The sequence below is a fragment of the Vibrio navarrensis genome, assembly GCF_015767675.1.
In the GTDB taxonomy this organism is placed as follows: Bacteria; Pseudomonadota; Gammaproteobacteria; order Enterobacterales; family Vibrionaceae; genus Vibrio.
The window spans coordinates 1090353-1111180 of record NZ_CP065218.1 but is presented as its reverse complement, the minus strand read 5'-3'; the positions used below and the strand labels follow the sequence as shown (position 1 = coordinate 1111180).

Sequence of the window (20828 nt, the reverse complement as noted above, 5' to 3'; positions counted from 1 at the left end):
GTTAAACCCTCACACTGCGGCGGCTATCTCGTCCCCAGATCAGATTGATCATGGCTCGAGAAGCAAAAACACCCGTGAACATACTGGTCAGCAGGCCCAATCCCAACGTTAATGCGAAGCCTTGAATTGGCCCATTGCCGATGGCATAGAGCACGACGGCGGTAATCATAGTGGTGATATTGGCATCGAGAATGGTTGAGAAAGCGCTGTCAAACCCAGCATCAATCGCTTGCGCGAAGCTGCGTCCTTCACGCATCTTGTCTTTAATTCTCTCAAAAATGATCACGTTGGTGTCGACTGCCATCCCGACCGTCAATACTAAGCCAGCGATGCCCGGTAATGTCAGTACAGCGCCCGGAAGCAAAGCGATGAGACCAAGTAAACAAAGCATGTTGGCGACAAGTGCAACATTAGCCACCCAGCCCAGACGACGATACCAGAGCGCCATGAAAGTTAGCGTCAGCCCCATGCCTAATGCCAGAGCGGCAAAGCCGTTTTCGATGTTTTCCGCTCCGAGTGACGCGCCAATGGTGCGCTCTTCAACAATCGAGACGGGAGCGGTCAACGATCCCGCTCGCAGCAACAGAGCCAGTTGCTGCGCCTCATCCATGCTGCCAGCACCGGTGATGCGAAATTGGCTGCCCAGTTGAGACTGAATCGTGGCCACACTGATCACACGCTCACTGCGCGAGATCTCACCATTTTCTTGTGTAATGTATTCGCGGTAAACCGTCGCCATCGGTTTACCCAAATGTTTGGCGGAGAAATCGCTCATCTTCTTGCCGCCACTATGGTCGAGTGAGATGTTCACTTCCGACATGCCCATCTTATCCACGCCAGCGCGGGCGTTGACAATATGCTCTCCGGTTAGCACTGGGCGTTTATCCAGAATCACTTGACGGCCATCATTGTCACTGAGGATAAGATCTTCTGACGAAGACACTGCGCCCGGAGCTTTCACTGCATAGAAAGCCAGACTGGCCGTTGCGCCAATCACATTTTTCGCTTGAGCAGGGTCTTGCACTCCGGGTAGCTCAATGCGAATACTGTGCGCACCTTGACGCTGCACCAAGGCTTCCGTAATGCCAAGCTCTTCAATGCGATCGCGCATGATCTTAAGATTTTGCTTGAGCGTTGTGCTTTGGAACTCGCTCACGTAGGCCTCTGATGGCTTAATGACTAAGGCTCCAGCTTCTGTGCGCGTTTGCCAATTGGCATAATTGGTTTTGATAAACGACACCACTTTATCCTTGGCCTGCACACTCTCGCTGAGCACTCGTAGCTCGGAAGTTTTGCTCGCCTGGATTTGCACGGAGCGCAGTTTCTCGCTACGTAGCATCGCACGAACTTCATCAGCTAAGGCGTCCCGTTGCTCTTCAAACGCTTTGTCTACATCCACATTGAGCAGAAACTGTACCCCGCCACGTAGATCTAACCCGAGTTTGATCGGATTGAACCCTAAGTCGCTCAGCCATTGCGGCGCGATCGAGAGGTAAGAAAACGTGAGGGTTGCATCAGCATGTAAGACGCCATCTAGACGTTTTCTAGCGAGGCTTTGCGCGTTTTCGTCGGCAAATACCAAGGTCGTTACGCCGTTTTGCTGGGTGATCTTATCCACCGTGATCTCTTGTGAAGCCAACCATTTTTTCAATTGCAGCAGATCATACTGAGGCGTCGTATCTTTCGCGTAGGCAATCTGGATTGAGGGTTGCTCGCCATACCACGTTGGAATCGCGCTTAAAGTGAGAATCACTAGGGTAGTAATCAACACCAAGTACTTCCAAACGGAATAGTGATTGAGCACCTTGGCCGATTTGTGTTTTTTTGTCATAGTTTTCCCCTCCGTCTAGAGAGACAGAGTCAATTCAGTTCAAATAAATGTTTTTTGATTAGAAAATTGAGTCAGGAAAATTGACTGTTGAGCGCGACGTACATGGCATTGGTTTCTTTCCAACCCGCCAAACGATGGTTGGGAGAAAAATGGTAGGCTCGTAATAGCTCAAGCTGTCTTAAACAATCGTAAAGACGAAATAAGTTGCCATGAATGTTAGGTTGATCAAGGCCACTAAAGAAGAGCGGGTCGCTGTTCCGCGGTGAGTCTTCACGCTGCGCAACACTCCAACGATTCGCATGCAAGATAGCGGCAGCATCATGTCGTTGATACGATTGTGAAACGGGAAAAGAAGCACTGTCCTGCTCGCTACGGCTTTCACCAGCAAAGTGATTGGTCAGCTTGAGGTGTGCGCTAGCAAGACGTCCGCTTAATGAGTTGGAACGTTCTATGTTCTCGGCAATCGATGCAAAGGCTTCTACTGGTGTCATCACCAGTGTTAACAGCAAAGCCAATAGTCGTAAAAAGTTTGAATGCATCGCGGTACTCAAGATCAAAAAGCAAGCCACAGTGGCTTGCTTGGTCATACTATGCCTAAGGTGGATCTAGCTCAACTAAAAAAATCTAAAATCTGCGCCGATGGGTAGCGTTCAATCTATCGATAGAAAATATCTCCGCTATTGATATCGAGATAAATTTTATTTTCTTGATCCAAGCCGCCACAGTATATGAAATACACTTCTCTAGGCTGAAAAGTGACGGAGCGCACCCAACCACCGAGTTCCTCAAAATCTTGCGGCTTGCAAGTGCCATCATTCAGCAGTTGTTGAGTGTGTTTGCGGAAAACCTCCTGATGCTGTAGGAGATCATCTGAACGCGCGATGTATCCATCGAGAATCTCCAAGCGTTCCATCTCTTCTATCACGGGTTTCTCGTTAGATAACTGCGTCATATTGACCCACTCCGCCGTCTCTTCCCCCCCTTCCTCATAGACGAGATAATCGGTAATTCGCCCCCAGCCGAGTTGTTTTTCCAAAATGGTGAGCTTCTCTCCTTTATAAAGATGATCGACCACCAACGCATCTTCTTGAGGTTTATTGTGCACGCTAATACGTCGCTCAACGACGTAATATTCCGTAATTTCTGGGGCCGGCGCTTCAAGATCAAGTATAGGTTTCATCTCGGTAGCAACCGCTGGTGGCGCTTGTTCGCTTTGCGGCTCTTTTACTTCCTCCGGCTGCATAAAGAAGACGTAATAGCCCGCTGCGGCTCCAACCAGCAACAACAGGATAATTAACACCACCAAAATTTTTTTCATCCACACATCCGTCTTCTGTTTTTCGGCTCTGTTTTGCTCATGAGCATAACGAAAACATCGCTTTACGCCAACTAGCCAAAACAATCTCTCCTAGGTATAGCATACCGTTCGTGCCCACTGCTTAAATAGTCACCCTAACGTGAAGAGCGCGTATGTACTCGAAGAGCCGTAAAACCCTTTTCCTTACAGGACTTTTAGTACCAGCACAGGGGGAAAATAGCGACACGCGTCACAATAATGCTTTACTTTTGCTGCTTTTTTGGTTAACTTCGTATTCATAAGTTTTCATAAAACAAAATAGTTGGCTGGTGAACATGCAAAATGACATGCTTTTCAATCGCTTGAATCACATGGAAAGTCAAACCGTTGCTAGAGCGAAATTCTTATCCGTCGTCAGACACGTGAAAGAATTTGGATCGATCAACGACCTTGATTTGTGCAAGATCTTCGGAGAAACCATTTGGTGTGATGGCTCAGAATATCACTCTGCGGCATTCTCTTTTCGAATCGACCGAGATACGGGCAATTGTGAAATTTCTCAAATGCGCCATCAGTAGTCATTGTTAGCAAACGAATTTTATCAGCGGAGCAATTTGAGCTCCGCTTTTTATTAGCGGTAGATCGGCAGTGCCGCTGAGTTTTTTACGTTACGAATCGCTAAGTGCGTATGAATATCCTTGACGTTTTGTAAACGCTGCAACTTTCGAGTAAACGCTTCATATCCGGTTAAGTCTTTTGCCACTACCTCAAGCAAGTAGTCGTAGGCTCCGGAGACGACGTGACAACTGACGACTTCTTCCATTTCTACAATGGCTTGTTCAAAGTGATCAATTGACGTCACTTGATGATTGTTGAGACTCACCTCGACAAACACCGTCATGGCAATACCCACTTTATCCCGAACTAGATACGCATGATATCCAGCGATGATGCCATCTTGCTCTAAACGTTTAATCCGTCTTGCGCAGGGCGAGGCAGATAAACCAACCTTATCAGCGATCTCTGCAGTGGTTAGGCGACCATCTTCTTGAATCAATCCGAGTATTTTCTTATCTATCCTATCCATCACACTGGCTTTTCTCTTCATCAAAAACGATTTAATTAGTGGAAATCATCAATATTTATCTCATCTATGATGATTTTTGCCAAAATTCACCCCGAACAACAAACGATAATTAACACTATGTTAACTTATTCATGCACATTATGACGCTCGGCTACCTCGCGATATTCATCACCTTATTCATTTGGTCTGGCTTTTTTCTCTCGTTGAAAGGCGGCGCGATTTCAGCGCTTCAGCCTGCCGATATAGCCCTAACACGTTTTCTCATACCAGCGCTTGTACTTTCACCACTGGTCCTCAGAGCAAAAACTCAGATTGTTCAGGTACCCAAACGCTATCTAGCAGGCATGTTTATTGGCAGCGGCTTGCCTTATCTGCTCATGGCGGGCACAGCGATGCACTATGTCCCGGTGGCCCACGGCAGCACACTGGTTCCGGGAACCCTGCCTTTGTTTGTCACAGGTATTGCGGTGCTGTTCTATCAACAGCCACTGAGTCGACATAGAATATTTGGCTTGTCGCTGGTTGTCATAGGCATTGGGTTATTTTTGGCTCCTCATTTGAATGGCTTACACTTAGGGCAAGAAACCAAAGGACATCTGCTGTTTCTTCTTTGTAGTCTGATGTGGGCGAGTTTTACCATCAGCGCTCGGGTCGCCAATCTCAATGCCTTAGTCAGTTCAGGTTTTGTTGCCTTGTTCTCTTTGATCGCTCTCGTGCTGGCTATGTACAGCGGCCTATTGCCAAGTTATCTGGTTCAGGCTCCGCTCGCTGAATGGCCTTGGCGTGAGTTACTGGGCCATACTTTAATTCAAGGCCTCGGCGCGGGCTTAATCGCGTCTGTCACCTATCTATACGCTGTACGCACGCTCGGTGCTGAAAGGAGTGCCGCCTTTGGCAGCGCAACGCCTGTACTTGCGACTGTGCTCGCGATACCTGCCTTTGGCGAATATCCTGATAACATCACTTGGTTAGCACTGATTGTCGTCAGCAGCGGTAGCCTTATCGCCAGCAACATCTTCATGCGTCACGATACGTCGCTGGATTACCAGCCACCAGCGCACGGTGTCGAAAAACGTTAGGCATTTTCAACACCCGATTGCAGAGACGGACAACGTCACAAAATACGCATTAACCTCTTGTCTGCGCGGCATCCTTACTTTGATGCCGCTCTCTTCCAGTTTATAGTTCAGATACCTAAACGATAAAACAGAACGCTCCATGGCTCCCAGCAATAGCAAGGAAGAAATTCGCCGTTTCCTAACCCCCGGCATGAAACTGAATGTCAGCTTTGAGTTTGGTCCAGATGATAAAATGGCTCGCCCAGCCACTTTCATTGGTTTGAAAGATAAGCACTTTGTCATTATTGAAATCGCCGAAAAGGACAAGGAAGAGTTTGTCTTGCGCAAATTGGAGAACACGGATGTGGTGGTACGCGGTATTGCCGATACTGAGCTGGGTCATATCGTTGCGTTCAAAAGCAGTATTTTGACGACCATTGCCAAGCCCGCGTTTCTCCTTTTTCTCCGTATACCGAGCAATTTTGCCACTAAGCCTGTGCGCGAACACGTGCGTTACAAGGTGGCGCTCAACGGTATGCTGACGCACAATGGCAATCAGTATCAAGGCAACTTGATCGATTTTTCTGTCTCTGGCTGCGGATTCACCACACTCGTCGAGCCCGAATTTGCCAAAGGCGCTTTTGTTAAAGTCGAGTCCACACTGAACCGCTTTATCTCCGCAGATAACGGCTGTCATATCGCAAGTGTGCGTAAAATGCCCAATGGCTGGTTTGTCGGCATCAGTTTCGAACAAGAAGTGAGAATGACTAGCGAATTAAAAAGAGAGCTGCTTGAGCTCTCTTTTAAAGCGGGTCAGGCTTAGCCCCGTTGAGTTAACAAAAGAGTTGCCAGATTCATTAGCAAAAATGCTGCTTAAAGTGCACAAAAGCACGGTATAAGGCCTCTTCTTTAATCGGCTTCACCAATACGTAGTTCGCGCCCGCAGATAAGAAAGCGCGCTTGGTCTCTTCTTGGGTATCCGCCGTACACGCGTAAACTGGGGTCGCCAACTTCAGGTCCTCACGGATCAATTTGGTGGCCGTGATGCCTCCCATCTTCGGCAACTGATTATCCATGATAACCAGATCAAATGTCTCGCTTGTTAGTTTTTCCAACGCCAACGTACCGTCTTGAACCCATTCCACTTGCATGCGATATTTTTGGCAGAACGCTTTTAATATGAAGGCATTGGTGTGGTTATCTTCGACTAACAGCACTTTTAGCGGCTGAGCGAATAAGTTTTCTGGTGTAACGGCAACGCCGCTGTTTGCTTCGGGAGGAACACTTTCGCTAGCAGGTAAGAGGACGCAAAACTCAGAACCTCGTCCAAGTTCGCTCTTCACCTTGATCTCCCCACCAAGCATCTCCACCAGATTCTTAACTATGGTTAAGCCAAGGCCACTCCCATCGTATTCTCGCGTAGTAATGGATTCTGCCTGCACAAAGGGCTCAAAAATACTCTCCAATTTGTCTTGAGCAATGCCAATGCCCGTGTCTGCAACACGGATCTCCAGTTTCTGCGGTGTTTGCTCGCTCGACGTCAAAGAGAAAGTCACATCAATGTGCCCGTGCATGGTGAATTTCACCGCGTTATTGAGCAGATTGAACAAGATCTGATTGAGACGAACTTGATCAGTGCAAAGCTGATAAGTCTGTGGCAAATCGCTTTGAATTGAGAGAACTACTCCTTTGTCACGGCAAATTGGTCGATAGATGTTCTCCACGGTATACAAGGTATCGGCGAAACTGAAATGACGTTTCTTGATGTTGAATTTGCCTTGTTCAATCTTTGAGAAATCAAGAATGTCATTAAGTACCGCCAGCAGATGTTCGCCACTGTGACACAGAACATCCACCTGTTTAAGATTCTCTTCTCCTTGCACCGAACGTTTGAGCAGTTGCGCAATACCAAGAACACCGTTGAGCGGAGTACGTATTTCATGGCTCATTTTCGCTAAGAAATCCGCGCGAGTCTTTGCAGACTGCTCAGCTTCGCGTCGAGCAAGCTGGCTTTGCCTTTCGGCTTCAATCAAGGTGGTGATGTCCTGCCCCTGCACGATGATGCCGCTGATGCCGTGGTCCACCACAATAGGAGACAGGTTCCAACGGAATATTTTGTCACCAATCGGCACGTTGACGCCCGTTAAAGTGGCCCCTTGACCTGCCATGGAGACATGCGGCAACAACAGTTGTTTAAACGAATGAAACACCGGATGCATCATTTCAGGCTGATCAAGGCTATCAACCACCAGCTCTTTACGCGCGGCGGGATTCATCTTAATCAGCAGACCATTTTCTGACCACACCATCATAGGAGAGAGCGCAAAATTGAATAAATCCTGAAAAGAGCGGCGCTGAGATTCAAGCTGCTCGAAGGTATCTTCTAATGTGTGACCAATGTGATCGAACTCAACAATGTCAGAACCCAAAAATCGCTGAAAGCGCTCACCAGCGGCGCCAAAGCGACTGTAGTTCATCAAGGTACTCAAGGCGTTTGCAACGCGGTTTTGGATCCACACCCGGATCATCATTGAAAGCATGAGCATCAGTAAAATTGAGAAAATAATACCGAGATAATGTTGTCGCTGCAGAGAAACCACATGGCTGTTGTCTTGTACCGCCAAGATGGATAAAGGTGTATCGGACGAATTGATGCGAATTGCGGTTTGGCTGACAAGGTTATTGTGCATCACTGCATTATCCGCAGCCTCTTTAAGTTCCATAACGGCATCTACGTCGTAAGTCTCGTTACCATTCATTGAATGCGCGATGGTATTCTGCTCAGCCAATAAAAGAATGCTGTCGCTGTTACTGCCGCTCTCTAACATCTCGACCAGCGGGAAGTTGTTATCCAGCACCATAGTGACATAAAACTGCCCGTGCACTTCACCACTGTTTGGATCAATCACTGGTGAGCGCCTTACCAATAGGTGTCTTGGGCCCATCAGGGTGAGCATGGAAAGATAGTGCCAGTTGTTATTGAATGCGACGCGGCGAGCAATCTTCGCTAAGATCACTTCATTGACGCCATAGAAATGGCCATTACCGTCATCCCAAATCACACCGGAGGCATCGGTGAGAAAGCGAAATTCTGGCGTATGAGACGGATCCGCTTGATCGACACTGAGGAAAAAGAAATCGAGATTTTCGCTATTTTTTTGCGCAAAAAAGTCAAATATCGCGCTACTTTTCGCGCTGTTATCATGGTGGATCTGCAGCGCGACCAAGTGGTTTTCAAACAGGTTTCTCACCAGTGCTGACGTCTGTTGCTTGGTACGCAGCACTTCCTGATTGATGATTTTATTGCTGAAATAATAACTCTGGATAAAAATCCCGATAGTGATCACACCGAGTACCAGTAAAAATATGCGGGTGATTAAGGTGGCCAGAGATTGGCGTTTGATTGAAGTTGCGTCGTCTATCATTCACTATTGGCCAGAATATCTGAAGGCTCTCTCTTTAAGCGCTTCGATGTGCTGCGGGCTGTCTTGTTTGGTCACCACTTCAAAATCTCCTGAAAATACCGTCGGGACGTTCTTCCCTTCCAAATCCCACTTAATCGCTTCTGCCATCGCTATGCCCGTATCATCATTCATCCGCATGACGGTGAGATCGAGATCACCCGCGCTGATGGCGTCCAATTCAGCGGATCCACCGCCCCAGCCGTTGAGCACAATATCGTCTCGTTTAAGCTCTTTTAACGCATCTAGTGCGCCTAAGGCGACATCGGTCGAGCAGGCATAGATGAAGTTGACATCTGGGTATTTTTCTAAGCTCATCATCGCGGTTTCATAACCAGAGTCTTTGGTCGCTTTAGTGTAGAACGACGAGCGCAATTGAAAACGGTTGTCCCTGTTTAGCTCACGAATAAAGGTATCGCCTCTGGCGTCACTAACATAGCCTTCTGAGAAATAGAGCACAGAGTACTTGCCGCCCTGTGGGTACATTTTTTCCAATTGCTTAGCCAGCGCAATACTACCTTGCGCATGGTCGAAACCGACATACAAAAATGGTTGGCGTTTTTCCCATGCCTGTACTGGCGTGGTGATGTTTTGCAAGATCAGCTTAGTGTCCGAGGAGTCAAGAACATGCTCAATGAATTTGCGGTGACGGGTGGTATCCAAGGTAAAAATCAGATAATCCGACTTACTCTTCAGCGCCTCCATCAAAGAGACGCTTTGCTGCTTAACATCGGCATTTGGGCGGGTGAACACTTGGTTGATCTGATAGCTTATCTGCAGCTTATCCATGCGTTTCTCAAACGCACTCAGATTCCTAACCCAGTAATCAGACACTTGTTGCCCGGGAAACACCACAGAAATACGCACTGGTTTGGCTTGATACGCTTTCAGCGGCACAGGATGGTTACGCACTGTTTGCGCAAGCGCATTGGTTAAATCGGCTTGTTCTGGGAAACGCTCTAAATATTCTTGATACGCCCAATATCCGTTCAATACTTCTGCAGTTTGTGCATTGGCACTAAAATTTGCTATACAAAGCAAAGACATCATTAATGCTTTTTTCATGTGACACTCGATTTATTCTTGGAATTTATTATTGGCATGACCTAACCAGGTTGTACTGAAAGAGTAACGTGAAATCTGTTAAGACTCCAGTTCAGTGTCACAATTTGTCTATCCATTTTAGCATTGACTAAAAAGCCCCCAAGCGAGTAGAACTCTACGCTTGAGGGCTTTATTATTCCATACACGACATGGCGAGAGGAAAGAATCAGTGCTTTTCAGTTTTTAGAACGTAAAGGCCAAATTTCCCGAAACGCCAAACTGGTTTTCACCCGCATAGCTGGCTGCCAGATCCAAGCTAACCACATCAAATGGACTGATACCAATACCGAATGTAAACGCATTTTCTACCGTGTCTTCGAGATCCATTTCATAGCCCGCACGTAGCTGCGCCCATCCCCAAGCATTGCCTTCCACCCCCAAACGAACAAACTGCGTTTCATCGTTAAGTGACTTAAACCGCTCTTGCTTGGTAAGGTCAAAATCAATCGCTGCCGTCAGAAGCTCACCTGAATAAGCCGCACCGAGGGTGATCTGAGTGTTTAGCTCATAGGTGTCCTTCTTCAGTCCGGTTTTGTCCTTCAAATCGATGGTTTGGCTCAATAGATCTTTTATCGCAAAGGCAACACGGAACTCATCCTTATACCAAACCGCACCTAAATCGAGGTTGAAGGCCGATTCTTCATGTTCACTGTCATCATAATCTTCGACATCAAAATCTTTGACCGAGGGCTGAACAAAATAGGTGGTCATCTTTTGCAGTTTTGGCGTAACGCCCAGCGAAACGCGCTGTTCGGAGAAGGTAAGCTCTTTGGCCAGCGCCAAACCAAACTCGGTATAACCAAATGCCGCCATTTTCACACTTGAGTCGGTATAGCGATCTTCTACGTCCGCCGCCGTATTACCGTTTGAATCGACGATGACTGGCAACGCGACGATCTCAACGTAACCTCTGGCAAACAAGTTCGTAGAAAGCGCTTTGGTCGGAATGGCTAGCGCCAACCCTAAACTGCTGCTAACGGTAAGAGGAGTGTTCCCTTGTAAGTCATCCATATAACGGTTGAGTTGATCAATCTGATCCTGCCCTTTGGCCGAATTCTCATATCGGTCGATGGCATCTTGTAGATCGTCAATGGTCGTCAAACTGTCATCACTGTCTCGGACATTCACGCCAAACGAGGGTAAGAGAAGTCCAAAATCATCCTGCTGCTTGAAATCGGCGACGAGGGCCGGATTGTAAAATGGTGCGGTCAGGTAGTCTGCCGATGCAACTCCGGTATTGCCCATGCCGTTGCCGCGTCCGTCCGCAACGTGGTTAGCCGCGAAGGAAGAAAGTGAAGCCAGTGCTAAGCCGATACCCACTGCGATTTTATTGTGCTGCTGCATATGCGCTCAATCCTTGTTGTTATTCATCAAGTCCAATAAAAGCGTATCAGTTTTATATTGAGAATAGTGATATCAATAAGGGAAATTATCGATAGGCAAACATAGATCACCTTTTATTAGGCGCTCTTTGTCTCTTTTGGGTAGCGATTTGATGTGACGTTCGATTTTCAACGCCGTGCTTTTATCACCAACAGGATAGGACCATTCGAGCACCAATGGCCCTTTACCACGTAACGCTTTGGCGCCTTTCCCTAGTTGATGCTGGCTAAAGCGTCGCTCGACATTATTGCTGATGCCGCAATAAAGGGCATTGAGACGAGTTCGGATCAGATAGACTGACCAATCCGAACCCACAGAACATTGATTCATTACAGGAGCGATTGAACTAAGGCTTTAAGCTCATCCAGTTCCTCCCTGAGGGCGCTCACTTGCTCTTCTAATTCAGCGATTCGCTGATCGCCTGCGGGGTGACTGGCAGCATGAACCGGCATCGACAGGGCCACTTGGCTCGCATCTACTTCACCACAAAACTGATGCATATAACGCGATTCGCGTTTACCGGGCTCAATCGGCAGTTTTACCACCAACTGGCCACGTTCTTCACTCGCCAATCTGTCCAACACCGTCTCTACTTCTTTAACATCGGCAAAGTTTGCGAGACGATTGGTCCGGGTACGCAGTTCACCCGGTGTTTGTGCACCGCGCAGGAGCATGCAACAGACAATGCCTTTCTCCTGAGCCGATAGTTTTAAATCACCGAACTCGGTATTGCAGAAACGGTGCTGGTATTTGCTCACACGGCTGTTAAAGCCACTTTCGTCACTGACCAAACGGCGAGCAATCAGTTGATCGACGGCATCCAACACGTCAGACTCTGACAAATTCATCACTGGCTCACGGTTGCTTTTTTGGTTGCAAGCGTTAGTCAGGGCATTTAAGCTCAGCGGATATTGGTCTGGCGTGGTCACTTCTTTTTCAATCAAACATCCAATGGCACGTGCTTCAACGGCGGTCAATTCAATCTTCATTTGGCTTATCCTTATTGTTATTTTGCGCATACAACCATCTGGCTTATAGGGCTATTTTACGTGACACCATAACACGTTTTTCTTTTTTAACTCAAAATGTTAGTGCTCTGGTATCAGTGAAATCTTACGCATTCTTCCCTTTTCATCCACCATCACGATCTTGGTGCGATTTAGCTCAACTTCGACGATTTCTAATCGGACTCTTTCATCAATATAGGCGTACTTTAACTTCTGACACACATCTTTTGCGTTTTGATCGCTGGATTTCTCGGCATTTTCCAGCGTGGAATTTACGTAGGTCATACGACTTTGTTTGGCTATCGATTGATTTGTTGCGCAGATAATATAGCGAACCATTGGTTAAACACAATTCGCAGGGCAAAATCTGTATTTTTCTTATCCAGACAGGCATTGGCTTGATCTAAAAGCTGTTATGGCTGTGTATGATGTGCTTTAATCTGTGACGGGACGAATCGCCGAGAAGAGTGACCTCAAGATAGCGCTCAAAGCGAGAATAAGAAGGGTATCTTGAAGTTATTTTGCTTTTTCACATTCACATTTGAGGTAAGGGACCTATGAATACGGTATTTGAAATTGTCGCGCAGGCACGCCGCAAGAACAAACTGAAACGTGAACTGTTGGACAATGAGAAAAAAGTTCGCGACAACAGCAAACGGGTTGAACTGCTCGAAAACCTATTGGATTACATTAAACCCAACATGACTTATGATGAAATTCTAACCATCATCAAGAACATGAAAGCCGACTACGAAGACCGCGTCGACGATCACATCATCAAGAGCGCAGAGATTTCGAAAGCGCGTCGCGACATCAGCCGTCGCATTCGCGAGCTGACAGAAGTAGATAAACAAGCAACTGGTGCTAAGAAATAAGCCCGCTGCATTTACAGTTTGCCAGTTAGCTAAGCCTCACTTCGGTGAGGTTTTTTATTGCCTGAACCATCGGCTCTTAACCACACAGAAAAACGGGATGAATCTTTTTCCCACAAGTTGTCTGAGTCATGTAGACTTTGTGCCATGACCGCTCACACATCGAATTTATGACACAAAATACTCCTTCGTTATCACGTCAGCTTTTCGCCATGACGTGGCCGATGCTTTTCGGCGTGCTCTCACTCATGAGTTTCCAATTAGTTGATAGCGCCTTTATCGGGCAGTTGGGCATTTTGCCGTTGGCCGCACAAGGGTTTACCCTGCCGCTACAAATGGTGATCATCGGCATTCAAGTCGGTTTGGGTATTGCGACCACGGCCGTGATTTCCAAAGCATTAGGCGCGAATCAAACGCAATATGCTCGCCAACTGGCAGGGCTTATTGTACTCATGGGCGCAGTGGGCATTGCTTTGGTGTGTGCATTACTTTGGTTTACTCGCCACTGGATTTTACAACTTCTCGGCGCACCAGAAAGTGTGTACGCCATCATCGACAGCTACTGGCCCTACTGGCTTATCAGTGCCTGGACTGGAGCGATGCTCTATTTTCTCTACAGCATTTGTCGTTCGAACGGCAATACGATACTGCCAGGCACCATGATGATGGTGACCAGTGGTCTGAACTTGGCATTGGATCCGCTGTTTATCTTCACCTTGGATATGGGGATCGAAGGTGCTGCGATTGCAACCATCATCGCTTTTGGTTTTGGCATTTTAGTCATCGCACCGCGACTACAGCGCAACTCATGGATCAGTTTTGCCAAAGACGATCTTAACGTCTCTGCAAGCGTTGCCGCTATAGGCCATATTATGGGCCCGGCGATGATTAGCCAGTTGTTACCGCCTGTCTCTTCGATGCTGGCAACCAAACTCATCGCAGGCTTCGGTACTGCGGCTGTCGCTTCTTGGGCTCTTGGTTCACGTTTCGAGTTTTTTACCTTGGTCGGCGTGCTTGCCCTGACCATGTCGATGCCGCCGATGGTTGGGCGTCTTTTGGGAGCAAAAAAGTTCGCCGATATTCAATCACTGGTGAACATTGCCACTCGCTTTGTACTTCTGTTCCAATCCGCTCTGGCGATAGTCAGCATGCTTTTGGCGGGCCAGCTGTCCACACTAATGACCAGCGATCACGACGTAGAGTCGGTGCTCAACATGCACTTGCTGATTGTGCCGCTGAGCCTTGGCCCACTAGGCATCTGTATGCTAATGGTTTCAGTCTGTAATGCGCTGGGTAAGTCCTATACCGCTTTGACCATTTCCGCGCTACGCCTGTTCGCATTCTTCTTACCCTGCTTGTGGATCGGCGCCCAGTTAGCGGGGTTGCAAGGGCTATTTATTGGCGCAGCACTGGGCAACCTGCTGGCGGGCTTTGTCGCTTGGCTTAGCTATCGTTCTGCGCTGAACAAATTGCTCAATCAAGTGGATTCAGCGCAATCACCAACTCGCTAACTTCAAGACGCAGTCGCCCTAGCAATTGGCGACTGCGTAGTCTTGACTAGGAGGCCATGAGTTCATCAAACAGTTCATATAGCTGATTGGATTTATAAGGTTTAGGTAGATACGCATCCATTCCCGCATCGAAACAGCTTTGGATATCTTCCTCAAGCACACTCGCCGTCAGTGCAATAATCAACGTCTTATCACTCCCCTGCTCGTTCTCCCAGCGACGAATTTCACGTGTCGCAGTAATGCCATCCATGACCGGCATCATGCAGTCCATAAGAATTGCGTCGAATCGACCACTGTACATAATCGCTTCCAAAGCCTCTTGCCCATTGCTGGCCACCATGTATTCATATCCCGCTTTGTCTAAAAAGAAACTGGCGATCTTCTGGTTCATCAGGTTGTCTTCGGCGATCAAAATGCGGCGATGATTCTTACTGTAATAATGTGCGACGGCTGAGTTAATGATGTGTACATTCGGCGATAGCACAGTGACGTTGTTTTGCCGCAGTTTCTGTCCGAGCGACTCAAGACACGTTTTAAAGCGCTTACCCAAGAATGGCAGCGTCAGCATACCGTGAATTTTGTCTGAATTAAGCATGACGGTCGCAAAATGCGGCTGGCAAAGCACCACTTTATCCAACGACACACACTCCTCCAATGCCATCAACTCGCCTTGCAGATCCTTGCCCGCAGCGTGGAAATAAAACACCACATCGAAATCGGTATTCAAGCGCCTAGCTTGGCTGATCTCCTTAACCTTAATCAGCTCAATACCGGCAACATGGCATTCACCCACGAGTTGATTGACATACGGGCCGGAGTCGGCTACCAACAAACCTCTTTTTATCTCGTCAGGGCTCCAGTGGCTTCCATCCAGTACCTTGATAGGAATCGTAAATGAGAAACAGCTTCCTAGCCCTTTGGTGGACGTGGCGGTCAGTTCACCGCCCATCATCGCCAGCAGTTGGCGACAAATGGTGAGACCAAGACCAGTCCCCCCAAACTGACGGGTAATGCTGTCATCTTCCTGGGTAAAAGGTTCAAAAATGGTGGCCAGCTTCGGTTTATCAATGCCTATCCCGGTGTCCGCCACTTTGATCGTCAAGATACCCTGGCTCGCAGTTTCAGCGTTATATTCAACCGCAACCGACACACGCCCTTTATCGGTGAATTTGACTGCATTACCAATCAAATTGGTCAAAATTTGCTGGATACGATGTTCATCCGCCAATACTTTCGCAGGCAGGTTTTCGTCCATAGAGAGATACAGTTCTAAATTTTTACTGCTCACTTTGGGCTGAAAGAGAGAAATCGACTGGTAAAGCGTTTCGCGCAGAGCGGTCTCTTCTAAGCATAAGTTGAGATTACCGGACTCAATTTTCGACAAGTCCAAAATATCATTGAGCAGTATCAGCAGCGACTGTGAAGAGGCGTCGATGTCGTTAAGCACTTCCTGCTGCGCTTGGTTCATATCACTTTGAGTGAGAATTTCCGTCATACCGATAATGCCATTGAGCGGGGTACGCAGCTCGTGGGACATATTGGCCAGGAAGGTGGATTTGGCACGATTGGCCGACACCGCCGCCTCCCTCGCTTCAATCAATTCCTTCGTTTGTTGCTGCTTAGCGTCTATGATCTGGTTAATGCGTCGAGCGAATTCACTCAGCTCATCGTTACCTTCCACGCCGACATGACAGTCAGAGCGGCCTTGCTCGTCTTCGATTAGGCATTGCAGTGCGCGAAGAATCGCATTGAGTTTGCCTTCCACTCTCTGACAGATGGATTTAACCAAGAAAAAGATCAATGTCAGAAGTGCTGCGAGTAAACCTAGCATAGCGGCAAACTGCTGATGTTTATGCTCTATTTGCCATTGTAAATTGCGTTCAACGCTAACGAAAAAGTGGCTGACTAACTCAGACAAGGTATGCACTCGATAAATCAGTTCGGAGTGGTAGAGGTTTCTTTCTGCTGGGCCCAGCATTGGGTTGTCTGCCGAACTCGCACTGAATCCATCGCGAAACTGCACAGCGCTGAGATAACGATCAGAGCTGAGAAAACTCACCAGCGCATCCACATTTGGCTGTCCATTGCCCATCCCCAACAGGTTTTGTCGACTCACTCGCTGATGTTCCAGCACACGATACCAGGCCGCCAAGTTCTGTCCTGTCTGCGTAGGAGGCACCAACCTCGCTTCTTCAATAGTCCAAATTTGCAGCAAACTGAGCTCAAGCAAGATTTTCGTTTGACGTTCCAATGTGTCGTCATCAAGGTGAAAATGCGCGCTGCTGAGCGTAGACAAAACATGATGAAGCGACGCATACAGCGGTTCTGCAATCTCTTTGGTCAAGGCTTTTTGCCCGCTAACATACGCTAACACGTCGTTTAGCCTCTGCTCAAACTCGGTGATTTGCAAAGTCGACTCAGCCAAAGCTCCCCAAGAAGGGGGAACGCTGAACTCCAACTCGTCCAAGGTTTGACTTTGACCATGTTGATAGTCGAATAGCGCCAAACTCGTTTTCGTCACCCCCTGCATGATATCCATTCGCACCATCGCCTGTTCCAGCGACGCCGACTGTTGCTGATTGTTCAGCAATTGTTGCACTACTAATCCTAAAATCACCAAAGCGGGCAGTAATGAAAGCAGCACAAGACGAGTTTTAATTAACATGGTCGCCATCATCGTGAGTGTCCCCGAATAGTTGCAGCCTAGCCTAGTTTAAATACTAGACTAATTTCATAATCAGACGACAGGGATTAGCGAATGTTCCGTTTTTAGACAGCTCAGGTACGGCGCCTTATTTTTCATACGACTTTTCCCTGAAAATGGTCCGTAGCGAAAATGTGAGGATCATCGATGCAAACGCAGCGATGACGTTAGGTAAGGAGAATCCTGTAAATAACCGCAATGAAATCAGGATTTTTTGTTTACTTTTTCCGTAGTTATATCGAGTGAAATCAACAATTAATGCAAAAATTTAGATTGAGTTGCATTCACTGAGCCAAAGTGATCGTTATATGCACAAAATAAGTTTGCGCTTTTGCGAATGTCAATAGTGATTTAGCCCTGTATATCTGCGGCAAATCGGCTAAATCATCGACATATCCAGTCGTTTTCACTGGCTTTATTTTTTCTAGCAGAATAACCCATCGGGCTGTAGAATTCCGCCACATAAATATTACAACACTATTACAAACCTTATACCTACTTTCTGCCCCCTACACTCAGAGAGTAAGGTCAGCCCTTAAAAAACGTGAAAGGTCCAATAGAAACATGAGTCCAGAGAAATATCTCCAAGACTGGCAAACCAGCCAAACGATTGCGGAATCGATTACACCTCTTATCGGCAAACTTTATCGACAAAAAGGCGTCGAAGTGATCCTGTTTGGTAAGACACTGATCAACGCAACTACCATCGACATTCTCAAAACTCATCGCGTCGCCAGGCGTTACACTGGCACTCCGCTCTCTTTAGAGCAAACTCTGCCAATGATTCAAGCCATCAGCGAGATGAGCATCGCCTCTTGCCGCGTAGATGTTGGCCAATTGGCGCACCAATACTGGGAAAGTCATGAAGATACATCGGCCCTTGAAGATTACCTTCAGACTGCACTGATTGGCGCGTTGGATGCAGAATCCTCACTCAAAAGCCGTGATGTGGTGTTGTACGGCTTTGGACGTATCGGTCGTCTGCTCACTCGTCTTCTGATCGAAAAAAGCGGCCCGGGTTACCCGCTCAAGTTGCGTGGCATCGTCGTTCGTGGTGGCAAAGCCGGTGATTTGCAAAAGCGCGCGAGCCTGCTGCGACGCGATTCCGTTCATGGACAATTCAACGGCAGCATCATCATCGATGAAGAACGTAATGCGCTCATCATCAACGGTAACTACGTTCAGTTCATCTACGCAAACAAGCCCGAAGAAGTGGATTACACCACTTATGGCATTAACAACGCGTTAGTCGTGGATAACACGGGTGTCTGGCGCGATGCAGAAGGCTTAGGCCAGCACCTAGACTGCAAAGGCGCAGAGAAAGTGCTGCTGACCGCACCGGGTAAAGGTGACATCAAAAACATCGTGTTTGGGGTGAACGAGGATGTGATCAAAGCGGACGACAAAATTATCTCTGCCGCAAGTTGCACCACCAACGCCATCACACCAGTTCTAAAAGTGATCAATGACAAGTATGGGGTGATTTCTGGTCATATCGAAACCGTGCACTCTTACACCAATGATCAAAACCTGATCGACAACTTCCACAACGGCGATCGCCGTGGTCGTGGCGCAGCGCTCAACATGGTATTGACATCAACTGGCGCAGCCAAAGCTGTCGCTAAAGCGTTGCCAGAGTTGGCAGGCCGCCTCACTGGCAATGCCATCCGTGTACCAACGCCGAACGTTTCCATGGCGGTAGCTAACCTCAATCTGGAAAAAGCCACCAGCAAAGAAGAACTTAACGAGTATCTGCGCGAAATGGCACTGGCTTCACCTCTCTCTGCACAGATCGATTTCACGGACTCAACTGAGATTGTTTCCAGCGACATCATCGGCTCTCGCCATGCGGGTGTGGTTGATGGTCAGGCGACCATCGCTCAAGACAACCGCTGTGTGCTGTACATTTGGTATGACAACGAGTTTGGCTACAGTTGCCAAGTCGTTCACTGTATGGAACAAATGATGGGCGTTCGCTATCAAACTTTCCCTCGTGTGTAATAGCTTGCTCCACAACTAGTACCGCATCGAAAGCGAACTGACTCTCTTTGCTCCACCTACGGCAACGAGAGTCGGTGACATGATTTGTCCATTTGGGCTTAAAAGCGGTTGTAAACCGCAGTTGAGCCAACATTATTACAACAACAAACCGAAATCATTTGGCGTGCTAGCCAACAGCATGAACGCGCTAAGTGGCAAAGGTAGAATCTCTCCCCCGTTTGTGCCTGTGCCCCTGATGCAGGCACCTTTTCTGCTCGTTCATCCTTGATTCATCTCCCGCTGGTTATTGTGTTGTCTATCGCATTTTGTAGTGCAACCTGAGGAAACAACGATGCAACGAATCATCCTAGTGACTTTGACCGCAATCGCCGCGCTCTTTACCCTGATGTTTAGTTTGCTGCTGGCCATTCCATTGACCATAGCCGCTTTGATCACCGGTAAAAAGTTAGAAAAGCAGCTTCGCCGTCAATCGCCGCAGACCCAACAGGACCCACACGTGATTGAAGGAGAATGGGAAGAAGTCCCACGCCGTCACTAATCACCATCAATGCCAGTCTGTCGATTGCGCATACTCTTCCACCCAGCCAAGCAACTGCTTGGCCGCTTTCGATAGCACTTGGTTTTGCCTCACAATATAGCCAAAATCGGTGGCTGGGAACGCCTCCAAGTGGGTCACCGTTCGCGTCAATGCCGCTTTGGTGTGCAGTGAAAAATCCGGCACAATCGCGGTGCCAAAGCCTGCTTGCGCCCAGTCGATCTGCGCCTCAACACTGCCCACTTCCATCACGCGATATTTGGGCAAGGCTAACTTGGGCAAAGAAGCATCAATCAGCTCCCGCGTTCGCGTGTCATGGCCAAGCAGTATCAGAGTCGGCTTATCTTGCTCTCCCCAATCACTCGCAAACAGATCATCACCAAACGCACACCACTGAATCTGGGTCAGCGCGGTAAAATGCAGTGGCTGGCTCTCTTTCTGCTCAATCACAAAGCCGATGTCGGCGCGGGCACTTTTCACCAGCTCAACCGCTTGCGCTGAGGTGGTATTAAATAGCGCTAAGTCAATGCCGGGGTAATCGTTTTTAAAGCGCTGAAAAGGATGGATAAGCAACAGGCGCGACACAATGTCACTTGCCGCGATCGACAGCGTCCCTTGCGTGAGTTCGTTGATGGCATTGAGATCCGCTTGGCAAATTTGCAACTCCCCTAGCATCATCTTGGCCGATTTCAGTAGCCGCTTACCTGCTGGGGTTAGCTGTACCGGATTTCGCTCAATCAACTTCGCTTTGGTATTTTGCTCTAACTGCTTGATATGCAAGCTGACATTGGGCTGCGTCATATGCAGCTCTGCGGCGGTTTTACCAAAATGCTTCACCTCAGCCAAAGTAACAAAGGTTCTTAACCAATTGAGATCCAGCATCACTTCCTCATATGAGTTTATTATTAGCTTGATGAGTATAATTAATTTCTCTTATTAAGACTATCCACCTAAGATGCTTCGGTCTTATTTCGGAG

Annotated in this window: 18 protein-coding genes; 6 read left to right on the top strand and 12 right to left on the bottom strand. The window is 47.8% G+C overall.

The features are described 5' to 3' along the window. Position 1 precedes the first annotated feature (1 nt). The 4 genes from secD to I3X05_RS21665 all read right to left on the bottom strand — a co-directional run bounded on the left by secD (position 2) and on the right by I3X05_RS21665 (position 4215). The gene (gene secD, locus I3X05_RS21680) at positions 2–1831 is read right to left on the bottom strand and encodes a protein translocase subunit SecD (protein ID WP_045569513.1); all 1830 of its coding nucleotides are present in this window, start codon (positions 1829–1831) and stop codon (positions 2–4) included. Between the two features lie 71 nt (positions 1832–1902). Then, on the bottom strand, positions 1903–2370 hold the full coding sequence (locus I3X05_RS21675; protein ID WP_045569545.1) for a hypothetical protein: 468 nt from the start codon (positions 2368–2370) through the stop codon (positions 1903–1905). 116 nt (positions 2371–2486) lie between these two features. Continuing rightward, positions 2487–3149: a hypothetical protein gene (locus tag I3X05_RS21670; protein ID WP_045569514.1), complete on the bottom strand. Its 663-nt coding sequence runs from the start codon at positions 3147–3149 to the stop codon at positions 2487–2489. Positions 3150–3759: 610 nt separating this feature from the next. Beyond that, positions 3760–4215 (bottom strand): Lrp/AsnC family transcriptional regulator, encoded by a 456-nt coding sequence (locus tag I3X05_RS21665; RefSeq protein ID WP_045569515.1) that lies wholly within the window; start codon positions 4213–4215, stop codon positions 3760–3762. Between the two features lie 140 nt (positions 4216–4355). Between I3X05_RS21665 and I3X05_RS21660 the strand changes: the two genes are divergently transcribed. Next, positions 4356–5294, top strand: a complete 939-nt coding sequence (locus I3X05_RS21660; protein ID WP_045569546.1) for a DMT family transporter — start codon at positions 4356–4358, stop codon at positions 5292–5294. A 139-nt stretch (positions 5295–5433) separates the two neighbouring features. After that, positions 5434–6096, top strand: coding sequence for a flagellar brake protein (locus I3X05_RS21655; RefSeq protein WP_045569516.1), 663 nt, complete (start codon positions 5434–5436; stop codon positions 6094–6096). A gap of 34 nt (positions 6097–6130) precedes the next feature. Here I3X05_RS21655 and luxQ read toward each other — a convergent pair whose 3' ends face one another. From luxQ to I3X05_RS21625, 6 genes are all read right to left on the bottom strand, one after another. Then, positions 6131–8698: a quorum-sensing autoinducer 2 sensor kinase/phosphatase LuxQ gene (luxQ, locus tag I3X05_RS21650; RefSeq protein ID WP_045569517.1), complete on the bottom strand. Its 2568-nt coding sequence runs from the start codon at positions 8696–8698 to the stop codon at positions 6131–6133. A 3-nt stretch (positions 8699–8701) separates the two neighbouring features. Next, the gene (locus tag I3X05_RS21645) at positions 8702–9799 is read right to left on the bottom strand and encodes an autoinducer 2-binding periplasmic protein LuxP (protein WP_045569518.1); all 1098 of its coding nucleotides are present in this window, start codon (positions 9797–9799) and stop codon (positions 8702–8704) included. A gap of 222 nt (positions 9800–10021) precedes the next feature. Further along, positions 10022–11182: a conjugal transfer protein TraF gene (gene traF / locus I3X05_RS21640; RefSeq protein ID WP_045569519.1), complete on the bottom strand. Its 1161-nt coding sequence runs from the start codon at positions 11180–11182 to the stop codon at positions 10022–10024. 72 nt (positions 11183–11254) lie between these two features. Then, complete coding sequence (locus I3X05_RS21635) at positions 11255–11551, bottom strand: GIY-YIG nuclease family protein (RefSeq protein WP_045569520.1); 297 nt, start codon at positions 11549–11551, stop codon at positions 11255–11257. Further along, positions 11551–12210 (bottom strand): YceH family protein, encoded by a 660-nt coding sequence (locus tag I3X05_RS21630; RefSeq protein ID WP_045569521.1) that lies wholly within the window; start codon positions 12208–12210, stop codon positions 11551–11553. Before I3X05_RS21630 ends, I3X05_RS21635 begins: the two co-directional genes overlap by 1 nt. Positions 12211–12309: 99 nt before the next feature. Further along, the gene (locus I3X05_RS21625) at positions 12310–12513 is read right to left on the bottom strand and encodes a hypothetical protein (protein ID WP_039445163.1); all 204 of its coding nucleotides are present in this window, start codon (positions 12511–12513) and stop codon (positions 12310–12312) included. Positions 12514–12785: 272 nt separating this feature from the next. On the opposite strand from I3X05_RS21625, the gene I3X05_RS21620 reads away from it, so the two are divergent. Next, positions 12786–13103, top strand: a complete 318-nt coding sequence (locus I3X05_RS21620; RefSeq protein ID WP_045569522.1) for a DUF496 family protein — start codon at positions 12786–12788, stop codon at positions 13101–13103. Between the two features lie 167 nt (positions 13104–13270). Next, positions 13271–14611, top strand: a complete 1341-nt coding sequence (locus tag I3X05_RS21615; RefSeq protein WP_045569523.1) for an MATE family efflux transporter — start codon at positions 13271–13273, stop codon at positions 14609–14611. Between the two features lie 46 nt (positions 14612–14657). Here I3X05_RS21615 and I3X05_RS21610 read toward each other — a convergent pair whose 3' ends face one another. Then, positions 14658–17276: an ATP-binding protein gene (locus I3X05_RS21610; RefSeq protein WP_226972484.1), complete on the bottom strand. Its 2619-nt coding sequence runs from the start codon at positions 17274–17276 to the stop codon at positions 14658–14660. Positions 17277–17879: 603 nt separating this feature from the next. Between I3X05_RS21610 and I3X05_RS21605 the strand changes: the two genes are divergently transcribed. Together I3X05_RS21605 and I3X05_RS21600 are read left to right on the top strand one after the other, a co-directional pair. Continuing rightward, positions 17880–19316: a glyceraldehyde-3-phosphate dehydrogenase gene (locus tag I3X05_RS21605; protein WP_045569524.1), complete on the top strand. Its 1437-nt coding sequence runs from the start codon at positions 17880–17882 to the stop codon at positions 19314–19316. A 331-nt stretch (positions 19317–19647) separates the two neighbouring features. Continuing rightward, entirely contained in the window at positions 19648–19854 is a 207-nt protein-coding gene (locus I3X05_RS21600; protein WP_039427114.1) for a hypothetical protein, read from the top strand. 6 nt (positions 19855–19860) lie between these two features. Here the strand turns inward: I3X05_RS21600 and I3X05_RS21595 are convergent, their stop codons facing one another. Continuing rightward, entirely contained in the window at positions 19861–20733 is an 873-nt protein-coding gene (locus tag I3X05_RS21595; protein WP_337971257.1) for a LysR family transcriptional regulator, read from the bottom strand. Positions 20734–20828: the final 95 nt, after the last annotated feature.

Coding starts and splice junctions, on each gene's coding strand:
- secD (WP_045569513.1), bottom strand. CDS start 1,831: ATGACAAAAAAACACAAATCGGCCAAGGTGCTCAATCACTATTCCGTT.
- I3X05_RS21675 (WP_045569545.1), bottom strand. CDS start 2,370: ATGCATTCAAACTTTTTACGACTATTGGCTTTGCTGTTAACACTGGTG.
- I3X05_RS21670 (WP_045569514.1), bottom strand. CDS start 3,149: ATGAAAAAAATTTTGGTGGTGTTAATTATCCTGTTGTTGCTGGTTGGA.
- I3X05_RS21665 (WP_045569515.1), bottom strand. CDS start 4,215: ATGGATAGGATAGATAAGAAAATACTCGGATTGATTCAAGAAGATGGT.
- I3X05_RS21660 (WP_045569546.1), top strand. CDS start 4,356: ATGACGCTCGGCTACCTCGCGATATTCATCACCTTATTCATTTGGTCT.
- I3X05_RS21655 (WP_045569516.1), top strand. CDS start 5,434: ATGGCTCCCAGCAATAGCAAGGAAGAAATTCGCCGTTTCCTAACCCCC.
- luxQ (WP_045569517.1), bottom strand. CDS start 8,698: ATGATAGACGACGCAACTTCAATCAAACGCCAATCTCTGGCCACCTTA.
- I3X05_RS21645 (WP_045569518.1), bottom strand. CDS start 9,799: ATGAAAAAAGCATTAATGATGTCTTTGCTTTGTATAGCAAATTTTAGT.
- traF (WP_045569519.1), bottom strand. CDS start 11,182: ATGCAGCAGCACAATAAAATCGCAGTGGGTATCGGCTTAGCACTGGCT.
- I3X05_RS21635 (WP_045569520.1), bottom strand. CDS start 11,551: ATGAATCAATGTTCTGTGGGTTCGGATTGGTCAGTCTATCTGATCCGA.
- I3X05_RS21630 (WP_045569521.1), bottom strand. CDS start 12,210: ATGAAGATTGAATTGACCGCCGTTGAAGCACGTGCCATTGGATGTTTG.
- I3X05_RS21625 (WP_039445163.1), bottom strand. CDS start 12,513: ATGACCTACGTAAATTCCACGCTGGAAAATGCCGAGAAATCCAGCGAT.
- I3X05_RS21620 (WP_045569522.1), top strand. CDS start 12,786: ATGAATACGGTATTTGAAATTGTCGCGCAGGCACGCCGCAAGAACAAA.
- I3X05_RS21615 (WP_045569523.1), top strand. CDS start 13,271: ATGACACAAAATACTCCTTCGTTATCACGTCAGCTTTTCGCCATGACG.
- I3X05_RS21610 (WP_226972484.1), bottom strand. CDS start 17,276: ATGTTAATTAAAACTCGTCTTGTGCTGCTTTCATTACTGCCCGCTTTG.
- I3X05_RS21605 (WP_045569524.1), top strand. CDS start 17,880: ATGAGTCCAGAGAAATATCTCCAAGACTGGCAAACCAGCCAAACGATT.
- I3X05_RS21600 (WP_039427114.1), top strand. CDS start 19,648: ATGCAACGAATCATCCTAGTGACTTTGACCGCAATCGCCGCGCTCTTT.
- I3X05_RS21595 (WP_337971257.1), bottom strand. CDS start 20,733: ATGCTGGATCTCAATTGGTTAAGAACCTTTGTTACTTTGGCTGAGGTG.